Genomic DNA, 10,741 nt, shown 5'->3' on the forward strand with positions numbered 1-10,741 from the left:
GCGCGAACGAGCCTACAAGGACGTACTTGCGGCGTGTCCCGACAATCCACCCGTACCCGACCAAGCCAAGAGACACACAGACGATGCGCTGTTGCTCTGCTCTGCTGTTGCTCTGCTGTTGCTCTGCTGTTGCTCTGCTCTTGCTCTTCCCAGCCCCCATAAAAAAACCCCGCCTTTCGACGGGGTTTTGTTCGTTTCAGTTCAACCGCGGATCAATGCCCGCCGGCCGAGGCTGCACCCGCGCCTGCACCGAACGGCGGCTTGGCCAGCCACAGGAAGGCGATGATCGCCAGGAAGATCCAGCCCAGCAGGAAGAAGATGTCGTTGAAGCCCATCTGCGACGCCTGGTGGTTGATCATGTTGTTCAACGCCGCTGCCCCGTGCTGCAGGTCGCCCTGCCCCATCGCCGCCACCTGCTCCTGCATGCCCGGCTGATACGCCGAAATGTGCTCGGTCAGATCCGCGTGGTGCACCTGCGTCCGGCGCGCCCACAGCCACGTCGTCAGCGACGCCGCGAAACTGCCGCCCAGCGTACGCAGGAACGTCGCCAACCCCGAACCCGCCGCGATCTCGCGACCGTCCAGGTCCGACAGCAGAATCTGCAGCACCGGCATGAAGAACAGCGCCACGCCAATACCCATGATCAACTGCACGCCTGCCACGTGGGCATAGTCCACCTGCAGGTTGAAGTCCGAGCGCATGAAACTGGTGAAGGACAGGAACACGAACGCGAACGACGCGATCATGCGCATATCGAACCGCGAGGCGTACTTGCCCACGAACGGCGTCATGATCACCGGCAGGATACCGATCGGCGCCGTCGCCAGGCCCGCCCAGATTGCCGTGTAGCCCATGTCGCGCTGCAACCACTGCGGAATCAGCAGCGACACACTGAAGAAGGCCGCATACGCCACCACCATCGCCAACGTGCCGGCGCGGAAATTGCGGTGCCGGAACAGCTTCAGGTCGACGATCGGGTCCTTGTCGGTCAACTCCCAGATCAGGAACACCGCCAGTGCCACCACCGCCACGCAGGCCAGCACCACGATCTTGGTCGACGCGAACCAGTCTTCGTCGTTGCCCAGGTCGAGTACCAGCTGCAGCGCGCCCACACCGATCACCAGCGTGATCAGGCCGACGTAATCCATCTTCGGCTTCTCGATGTGCTCCGGGCGCCCCTTCAACTGGCTGCCCACCACCATCGCCGCGAAGATGCCCAACGGCACGTTGATCAGGAAGATCCATTCCCAGCTGTAGTTGTCGGTGATCCAGCCGCCCAGGATCGGGCCGCAGATCGGCGCCACCACCGTGATCATCGCCAGCAGCGCCAGCGCCTGCCCGCGCTTCTCGCGTGGGTAGATCGACACCAGCAACGACTGCGTGATCGGGTACATCGGGCCGGCCACGAAGCCCTGCAGCGCGCGCGACAGCACCAGCATGCCCATGCTCTGGGCCAGGCCGCACAGCAGCGAGGTGATCACGAACGCCAGCGTCGCCCAGACGAACAGCTTGCGTTCGCCGAAGCGGCGGCTGAGCCAACCGGTCAGGGGCAGCGCGATCGCGGTGCTGACCGCGAACGAGGTGATCACCCAGGTGGCCTGCTGCGAACTGGCACCGAGGTTACCGGCGATGGTCGGCAGCGACACGTTGGCGATGGTGGTGTCGAGCACCTGCATGAACGAGGCCATCGCCAGGCCCACGGTGCACAGGGCCACACTCGGTGGCAGGAAGCCGGCGGCCGCACTGGGCGCCGCCGGTGCGCCCGGACTGCCGGGCGCGGCTGGAGCTTGGGCGGACATGGTGACCTCAGCTCGCCTTGGCCTGCTGCGGCAGGTTGCGCTGGATGATCGCGTGGATCGCGTCATCGGCGCTGTGCAGCTGCTTGGCGTAGACGTCGGTGTCGAACACCTGGCCCTTGGCGGCCTGGGTCGGCAGCACCGTGCCCTTCTGGTCGCGCAGGCTCACTTCGGCCTTGATCGACAGGCCGATGCGCAGCGGGTGCTCGGCCAGCTGCTTGGCGTCGATGGCGATGCGCACCGGCACGCGCTGCACGATCTTGATCCAGTTGCCGCTGGCGTTCTGCGCCGGCAGCAGCGAGAACGCCGAACCGGTGCCCAGGCCCAGGCTGTCGATGCGGCCCTTGTAGGTCACATCACCGCCGTACAGGTCCGAACGCAGCTCCACTTCCTGGCCCAGGCGCATGTGGCGCAGCTGGGTTTCCTTGAAGTTGGCTTCCACCCACATCTGTTCGGTCGGCACCACGGCCATCAGCGCGTTGCCCGGCTGCACGCGCTGGCCCACCTGCACCGAACGACGGGCGACGTAGCCCGACACCGGTGCCACGATGCCCGCGCGGGCATTGTTGAGGTAGGCCTGGCGCAGCTGCGCCGCGGCGGCCTGCACGTCCGGCTGGGTGGCGATCACGGTGTCATCGACCAGCGCGTTGTTGCGTTCGAAGGTCTCGCGCGACCCGGCCACGGCCGCTTCGGCGGCGGCCAGCTCATCGCGGGCGTGGGCCAGTTCTTCGTTGGAGATCGCACCGCTGGCGGCCAGGCCCTTGCGGCGGTTGAAGTCGTCGCGGACGCGCTTCAGGGTCACCTGGCGGGCATTCAAATCCGCCTGGGCGCCTTCCACGCTGCGGTACAGGCCGCGGGTCTGGCGCACGGTCTTGGCCAGGTTGGCTTCGGCCTGCTGCAGCGCCACTTCGGTGTCGGCCGGGTCCAGCTGCACCAGCAGCTGGCCACGCTCCACGCGCATGCCGTCATCGGCATTGATCGCCACCACGGTACCGCTCACCAGCGGGGTGATCTGGACCTGGTTGCCCTGCACGTAGGCGTCGTCGGTGTCTTCGAACCAGCGGCCGAACATGAAGTACCACAGCGCCAGTGCCGCCAGCAGCAGCACCACGATGACCAACAGGCCGCGCAGCAGCTTGCCGCGACGGGACGGAGCTGCCGGGGCGGCAGCGGGAGCGGATGTCTGGCTCATGGAGTGTGTCTCAGGAATGCGTGGAATCAGGGGCGGTGGCGAGCGTGGCGGTATCGCTGGACGGGGTGAACCCACCGCCCAGCGACTGGCTCAGCCGCACCGAAACAAGGATCTGCCGGGACTGCAGTTCGGCCAGCCGCTGCTGGGACACCAGCAACTGCTCTTCGACCACCAGCACCTCGAGGTAGCTGCCGATGCCGGCGCGGTAGCGCTGCTCGGCCAGGTCATGGGCGGCGCGGGCGGTGTCCACCGCCTGCTGCTGCGCGGCGGCCTGGCTGGCCAGCGAGCGCACCGCGTTGACCTGGTCGGCCACGTCGCGCAATGCGTTCACGACCGACTGGTTGTAGTCGGCCACGGCCAGGTCGTACTGGGCGTCGGTCTTGTCCAGGTTGGCGCGCAGGCGGCCGCCATCGAAAATCGGCAGGCTCAGCGCCGGACCGAGGAAGGCAAAGGTGGAGCCGCTCTTGAGCAGCTGGTCCACTTCACTGGACACCACCCCGCCCAACGCGGTCAGGTTGAGGCTGGGATAGAACTGCGCCTTGGCCGCATGGATCTGGCGGTTGGCCGCTTCCACGCGCCAGCGCGCTGCGACGATGTCCGGGCGGCGGCCGAGCAACGCACTCGGCAACACACCGGGCAACTGCAGCGCCAGCGGATTGAGCACCTGCGGGCGCTCGATCTGCAGGCCGCGGTCCGGGCCCTGCCCGACCAGCGCGGCCAGCGCGGTGCGGGCCTCGTCGATCTGCTGCTGGGCGGCCTGTTGCTGCTGCTGCGCGGCCGGAATGCGCGCTTCGGCCTGGCGGGTCTGCAGGTCGCTGTCGATCCCGGCGCGGCGGCGCTGGGCGGTCAGGTCCAGGGTCTTCTGCGAGCGCGCCAGCTCTTCGCTGGCCACGTCATGCAACGTGTAGGCATAGCCCAGCTGCGCATACGCCTCGGCGATGGCCGCCGACAGGTTCAGGCGTGCGGCCTGCGCGTCCACTTCGGCGGCATGGCCGCTGTCCACGGCCGCTTCCCAGGCGGCACGCTTGCCGCCCCACAGGTCGATGCCGTAGCTGAAGCTCAGGTAGGCCTGGCCGCTCCCGGCATAGCTGCCACCGAGTTCGTCGCCGACCATCGATTCGGGCAGGCGCACGCCGGTGTACCCGCCGGAGGCGGACACGCTGGGCAGGCGCTCGGCGTGGGCGGTACCGATCTGGGCACGGGCCTGGCGCAGGCGTGCATCCGCCGCGTCCAGGCCCGGGTTGCGCTGCAGGCCTTCGGCGATCAGGGCGTCCAGCTGCGGGTCGCCGAGGGCGCGCCACCAGTCGGTGGCCGGCCAGCCGGGCTGGCTCAGCCCGGCGGCAGACAGGGTGCGCTGGGTCTGCAGGCTGTCGGCATCCAGCAGCGTGGCCTGCGGCTGCAGGCCGCGGCTGCTGGCACAGGCAGCCAGCGCCAGCGCGAGCACCGATACCAGCACCGGGCGCAGCGGCCGCAGCGAAGAAGTGCGATCAAGGGAGGAGGTCATGGCGTAATCAACGAGTCACGTACACGGGTCATGAGGGAAAGCAGCTGGGCGCGCTCGTCGGTGGACAGGTCGCGCATGGCGTCATCGATGGTCTGGTCGCCACGCTGCTTCAGCCGGGCCCACAACTGGCGGCCTTCATCGGTCAGTACGATCTGCAGCGCCCGGCGGTCCTGGGCATGCGGCTCGCGCCGCACGCAGCCCATGGCTTCCAGCTTGTCCAGCAGGCGGGTGACCGCGCTGGGCACCTGGTCCAGGGCCTGGGCCAACTCGTTGGCGGTACACGGGGCCTTGACCGCGAGCACCTTCAAACCGAGGTAGTGGGTGAAACCAATGCCGAGGTTTTCCTCGGCCATCGACGTGTCGAGCTGACGGACAAGGCCGTCGCGCACCTGGCGCAACAGCAGCCCGAAGCTGGGAGGAGTGGTTTCAGGGCAGATCATCATGGGACGGCACTTTACTTCCAGAAAATATATTTCTCAATGGAAATATTTAATCTGGAACCAAATGCTGTGTTGCAGCAAAGCAGGTAATGCAGGGGTGTGGCGAACGGGTGGTCACCTTAATGGCCGGCTCAGGTGGCCGGGTATTACAATCTGGACAATGAATAACGTTTTCAGGCCAGAGGACGCCATTGCCCTCCCTCCCGTCAAGGTGCGGCACGACGTGCTGGACTGGCTCGAACGCGACGACGGCCTGGCCGTGCTGGGGTTCCAGATCGAGAGTGCGCGCGGGCTCGACCGCGAGATCGACTGGCACCAGCACCGCCGCGCCCAGCTGATCAGCGTCGAAGCCGGGCTGCTCAACATCCGCACCCGCCATGGCAACTGGTCGTTGCCGCCCGGGTGCGCCGGCTGGATGCCGCCGGGCGAGCCCCACACGGTGGGCATCTCCGGCCCGCTGCGCGGCTGGGGCCTGATCGTGTCGGCCGACATGGCCCACGACCTGCCCGACCAGCCCTGCGTGGTGGCCATCTCCGACCTGCTGCAGGCGCTGGCCATGCGGGTGATCCGCTGGGCGCCCGCCGCTGCGCCCGACCTGCGCCAGCAGCACATGATCGAGGTGCTGCTGGATGAAATCCGCAACGCGCCACGCCAGCGCATGCACCTGCCGATGCCGCAGGACCGGCGCCTGCTGCGGATTGCCTCGCAGCTGATCGCCAACCCGGCCGACGGCCGCAGCCTGGAACAGTGGGCGCACTGGGCCGGGTTGTCGCCGCGCAGCCTGACCCGCCACTTCCGCGACGAAACCACGCTCAGCTTCGCGCAGTGGCGCCAGCAGGCCCGCCTGGCCGACGGCCTGCGCCGGCTGTCCGACGGCCACAGCGTGTCCGATATCGCCCACGAACTGGGCTTCAGCAGCCCCAGCGCGTTCGTCACCGTGTTCCGCCGGCACTTCGGCTGCCCGCCCGGGCGCTATCTGGCGCGCAGCGGCCAGCCCCTCAATCCAACGCGCGGCTTGGCATCCCCGGCCGCATCCGGATAATCGACCGCCTGCGAGGGCGACAGCCGTCGCCGTCCCTTGCCACAGGTAACAATCCCGCATGACCGATCTTGCCCGCCCCGCCTTCCACGGCTTTGAACAGCTGCCCCTGCGCGAGTACGCCGAACGGGCGTACCTGGACTATTCAATGTACGTGGTGCTCGATCGCGCACTGCCGTTCATCGGCGACGGCCTGAAGCCGGTGCAGCGCCGCATCATCTATTCGATGAGCGAGCTGGGCCTGAACGCCGCCTCCAAACCGAAGAAGTCCGCGCGTACCGTGGGTGATGTGATCGGTAAGTACCATCCGCACGGCGACAGCGCGTGCTACGAGGCGCTGGTGCTGATGGCCCAGCCGTTCTCCTACCGCTACCCGCTGATCGAAGGCCAGGGCAACTTCGGTTCCACCGACGATCCCAAGTCGTTCGCGGCGATGCGTTACACCGAATCCAAGCTGACCCCGATCGCCGAGGTGCTGCTGGGCGAAATCAACCAGGGCACCACCGACTGGACCCCGAACTTCGACGGCACCCTGGAAGAGCCGACCTGGATGCCGGCCCGCCTGCCGCACCTGCTGCTCAACGGCACCACCGGCATCGCCGTGGGCATGGCCACCGACGTGCCGCCGCACAACCTCAACGAGATCGTCAGCGCGCTGCTGCACCTGCTGGACGATCCGGACGCGACCGTCGCCGACCTGTGCGAGCACGTGAAGGGCCCGGACTACCCCAGCTTCGCCGAGATCATCACCGCGCCGGCCGACCTGCGGAACATGTACGAAACCGGCTACGGCAGCGTGCGTGCGCGCGCGACGTACTTCAAGGAATCGACCAACATCGTCATCAACGCGCTGCCCTTCCAGGTGTCGCCGTCGAAGGTGATCGAGCAGATCGCCGCGCAGATGCGCGCCAAGAAGCTGCCGTGGCTGGAAGACATCCGCGACGAGTCCGACCATGCCAACCCGGTGCGGGTGGTGCTGGTGCCGCGCTCCAACCGCGTCGATGCCGACCAGCTGATGGGCCACCTGTTCGCCACCACCGACCTGGAGCGCAGCTACCGGGTCAACCTCAATGTGATCGGCCTGGACGGGCGTCCGCAGGTGAAGAACCTGAAGATGCTGCTCGCCGAATGGCTGCAGTTCCGCGCCACCACCGTTACCCGCCGCCTCAACCACCGCCTGCAGAAGGTCGAGCGCCGCCTGCACCTGTTGGACGGCCTGCTGGTGGCCTTCCTCAACCTGGATGAAGTGATCCGCATCATCCGCACCGAGGATGAGGCCAAGCCGGCCCTGATCGCGCGCTTCAGCCTGAGCGAGGAACAGGCCGAGTACATCCTCGACACGCGCCTGAAGCAGCTGGCCCGCCTGGAAGAAATGAAGATCCGCGGCGAGCAGGACGAGCTGGCCAAGGAGCGCGACAAGATCCTGGGCATCCTGGACAGCAAGGCCAAGCTGAAGAAGCTGATCCGCGACGAACTGACCGCCGATGCCAAGAAGTTCGGCGATGACCGCCGCTCGCCGCTGGTGCAGCGCGGTGCCGCGCAAGCCATCGACGAAACCGAACTGGTGCCGAGCGAGCCGATGACCGTGGTGCTGTCGGAGAAGGGCTGGATCCGCGCGGCCAAGGGCCACGACATGGACCCGTCCACGCTGTCCTACCGCGACGGCGACGCCCTGCTGGGCGCGGTGCGTGCGCGCAGTACCCAGCAGGTGGCGTTCCTGGACAGCGAGGGCCGTGCGTACTCCACGCTGATCCACACCCTCCCCTCGGCGCGAGGTAATGGCGAACCGCTGACCGGCCGCTTCTCGCCGGCTGCCGGCAGCCAGTTCCTGACCCTGGCCAGTGGGGAAAACAACACCCGCTTCGTGCTGGCCTCCACCCACGGCTACGGCTTCGTGACCCGCTTCGAGAACCTGACCGGGCGCAACAAGGCCGGCAAGGCGATGCTCAACCTGACCTCCGGCTCCAAGGTCCTGACCCCGGCCGTGGTGGCCAACCCGGAAACCGATCGCATCGTGGCGGTGACCAGCTCGGGCAACCTGCTGGCGATCGCCGCCAGCGACCTGCCGGAACTGGACAAGGGCAAGGGCAACAAGATCATCGATATCCCCAAGGCCAAGCTCGCCACCGAGCGCGTGGTCGCGGTGGTGTCGGTGGGCCCGGCCAACACCCTGCTGGTACGCAGCGGCGCGCGCACCATGAACCTGTCCTTCAAGGACCTGGAAACCTACCTGGGCACGCGCGCCACGCGTGGCCACCTGCTGCCGCGCGGCTGGCAGAAGGTGGAAGGTCTGGCGGTGGATTAACCGCACAGGACCGTAGAGCCGGGCTCTGCCCGGCGGTATGTGCCGCACGTTGCGCGTTTACCGCGTAGAGCCGGGCTCTGCCCGGCTGCATGTGTCGCGCGCAACGTATTTGGAAAACGAAAAAGCCGGGAAATCCCCGGCTTTTTCGTTCGTCGCTGGCTGGCGGATGCTGGCGGGCGGACGATGGCTTCTGCAGCGTGCTGGCGAAAGCTGGCTGGCGAGCAGAACCCGGTGACGGGGCGGTGGATCGTCACGCGTCCAGGACACCGTCTGGAGAAACAGCCCTCTTGGAGTCCAAGGGCGCGCGCCGACAGGCGCGGGGATGTGGAAGGTGATACGCCGGGGCCCGCGATGTGGGCGGCACATCGTGGGGCTGATGCGCGTATGCGCGTCAGTGCGCGGACGTCCCCTTCGCATCCATCTTGCTGGTCTGGTACAGCGCCAGCCCGATCCGCTTGATCAGGCCCAGCTGCTGCTCCAGCCACCAGGCATGGTCTTCTTCGGTGTCCTTCAACTGCACCAGCAGCATGTCGCGGCTCACGAAATCCTGGTGCTGCTCGCACAGCTTCATGCCGGCAGCCAGGTTGTTGCGCACGCTGTATTCGGTGTCCAGGTCCTTCTGCAGCATCTCCTCTACGGTCTCGCCCGGCTCGAAGCCATGCGGACGCATGTCCGGGGTGCCACCGAGGAACAGAATCCGGCGCAGCAACGCGTCGGCGTGCTGGGTCTCTTCTTCCATCTCGTGGTTGAGGCGCTCGTACAGCGCCATCAGGCCCTGGTCTTCGTAGCGCCGCGAATGGATGAAGTACTGGTCACGCGCCGCCAGTTCGCCGCGCAGCAGTTCCTTCAGACACGCGATCACGTCCGGATTGCCTTTCATGTGGGGGTGCTCCTGATCAATCAATGCGCGCATGGTGCCCCATCCAGAATTCCAATGATCTAATCGGAATCAGTTGCAGTTGCGCTTGCAGCGGCCTCCACGTGGCGTTCACAGCCCCTACAATCCAACGCACACCACCATCGGGGGATGCTGCATGCGTCGTTGGCTTACGCGGTTGCTGTGGCTGTCGCTGTTGCTCGGGGTCGTTCTGATCGCCACGCTGTGGTGGCTGCTGCGCGGCAGCCTGGCGCAGCTGGACGGCCCGCTGCCGGTGGATGGCCTGCAGGCGCCGGCCAGCATCAGCCGCGACGCGCGCGGGGTGGTCACCATCGACGCGGCCAGCCAGGCCGACGCGATGCGGGCGCTGGGGCTGGTGCATGCGCAGGAACGCTACTTCGAGATGGACCTGATGCGGCGCAGCGCCGCCGGGGAGCTGGCCGAACTGTTTGGCCCGGCCGCCGTGCCAGCCGACCAGCGCATGCGCGTGCATCGCCTGCGCGCGCGCACCCACGCCCACCTGGCCGAGGCCGCCGGCACCGATCCCCAGCCCCTGCAGGCCTATGTGGCCGGGGTCAACCAGGGCCTGACCGACCTGCGGGTGCGGCCCTGGCCCTACCTGCTGCTGCGCCAGCGGCCCACCCCCTGGCTGGCCGAGGACAGCGTGCTGACCGGGTTGGCGATGTACGCCGACCTGCAGGACCCTACCAACCAGACCGAACTGGCCCTGGCGCGCATCCGCGCGGTGGTGCCGCCCGCGCTCTACGCCCTGCTCAGCCGCGACGGCAGCGAGTGGGACGCACCGCTGTTCGGCGCGCCACGCGGCAATGCGGTCCTGCCGGGACCGGATGCGGTGGACCTGCGCACGCCCGCCAGCGCGCGGTCGGCCAGCGCCGCCGGGCACGCCGGGCACGCCGACCCGGACGTGCACGGCAGCAACAACTTCGCCGTGGCCGGTGCGCTCACCGCCGATGGCCGCGCGATCCTGGCCGATGACATGCACCTGGGGCTGCGTGCGCCAGCCCTGTGGTTCCGGGTGCGGCTGCGCTACCCCGACGCGCAGGCGCCGGGCGGCACGGTCGACGTGAGCGGCTTCTCGCTGCCCGGGCTGCCGGCGATCGTGGTGGGCAGCAATGGGCACGTGGCGTGGGGCTTCACCAACAGCTACATCGACAACGCCGATTTCGTGCACGTACCGGCGCATGCGCCCGGCACCCTCGACGGCATCACCACCCACACCGAACGCATCCGCGTGGCCGGCCAGCCGGACACCGTGCTGCGCGTGCGCGAGACGGCCTGGGGGCCGATCCTGCACGAGCGTCCCGACGGCAGCGGCGAAGCACTGCGCTGGACCGCACAGTTGCCCGGCGCGGTGCGCCTGGACTTCGCCGACATGGCGCGCGCGGGCAACCTGGACGATGCGCTGCGGATCGCCGACCGCGCCGGCATCCCTACCCAGAACCTGCTGCTGGCCGACCGCGAGGGCCGCATCGCCTGGCGATTGATCGGGGCCCGCCCGGACCGCAGCGCGGACTGCCCGCCGGCCGGCGCGGCCACGCCGGTGGCCGCGCACTGCGCACCGTGGCCG

General features: G+C 68.0%; 8 protein-coding genes. 3 read left to right on the forward strand and 5 right to left on the reverse strand.

All coding sequences use genetic code 11. From position 1 onward, the window contains the following. Positions 1-212: 212 nt before the first annotated feature. The 4 genes from emrB to DBR34_RS02235 are packed head-to-tail and all read right to left on the reverse strand — an operon-like array spanning position 213 to position 4,932. On the reverse strand, positions 213-1,799 hold the full coding sequence (emrB, locus tag DBR34_RS02220; protein WP_128095537.1) for a multidrug efflux MFS transporter permease subunit EmrB: 1,587 nt from the start codon (positions 1,797-1,799) through the stop codon (positions 213-215). A 7-nt stretch (positions 1,800-1,806) separates the two neighbouring features. Further along, positions 1,807-2,988 (reverse strand): multidrug efflux MFS transporter periplasmic adaptor subunit EmrA, encoded by a 1,182-nt coding sequence (gene emrA, locus DBR34_RS02225; protein WP_128095538.1) that lies wholly within the window; start codon positions 2,986-2,988, stop codon positions 1,807-1,809. 10 nt (positions 2,989-2,998) lie between these two features. Next, positions 2,999-4,492 carry an efflux transporter outer membrane subunit gene (locus DBR34_RS02230; RefSeq protein ID WP_128095539.1) on the reverse strand — a complete coding sequence of 498 codons (1,494 nt, stop codon included), beginning with the start codon at positions 4,490-4,492 and terminating at the stop codon, positions 2,999-3,001. Beyond that, complete coding sequence (locus tag DBR34_RS02235; protein ID WP_128095543.1) at positions 4,489-4,932, reverse strand: MarR family transcriptional regulator; 444 nt, start codon at positions 4,930-4,932, stop codon at positions 4,489-4,491. Before DBR34_RS02235 ends, DBR34_RS02230 begins: the two co-directional genes overlap by 4 nt. Positions 4,933-5,092: 160 nt before the next feature. On the opposite strand from DBR34_RS02235, the gene DBR34_RS02240 reads away from it, so the two are divergent. Together DBR34_RS02240 and parC are read left to right on the forward strand one after the other, a co-directional pair. Next, positions 5,093-5,974 (forward strand): helix-turn-helix transcriptional regulator, encoded by an 882-nt coding sequence (locus DBR34_RS02240; protein WP_128095540.1) that lies wholly within the window; start codon positions 5,093-5,095, stop codon positions 5,972-5,974. 58 nt (positions 5,975-6,032) lie between these two features. Then, complete coding sequence (gene parC, locus DBR34_RS02245; protein ID WP_128095541.1) at positions 6,033-8,276, forward strand: DNA topoisomerase IV subunit A; 2,244 nt, start codon at positions 6,033-6,035, stop codon at positions 8,274-8,276. 391 nt (positions 8,277-8,667) lie between these two features. Here the strand turns inward: parC and bfr are convergent, their stop codons facing one another. Beyond that, positions 8,668-9,156 (reverse strand): bacterioferritin, encoded by a 489-nt coding sequence (gene bfr / locus DBR34_RS02250; RefSeq protein ID WP_128095542.1) that lies wholly within the window; start codon positions 9,154-9,156, stop codon positions 8,668-8,670. A gap of 154 nt (positions 9,157-9,310) precedes the next feature. On the opposite strand from bfr, the gene DBR34_RS02255 reads away from it, so the two are divergent. Continuing rightward, positions 9,311-10,741: penicillin acylase family protein (locus tag DBR34_RS02255; RefSeq protein WP_146186760.1), on the forward strand; the 1,431-nt coding region annotated here is incomplete at its 3' end.

Source organism: Stenotrophomonas sp. HMWF003, assembly GCF_003061285.1.
Lineage (GTDB): Bacteria > Pseudomonadota > Gammaproteobacteria > Xanthomonadales > Xanthomonadaceae > Stenotrophomonas > Stenotrophomonas maltophilia_AP.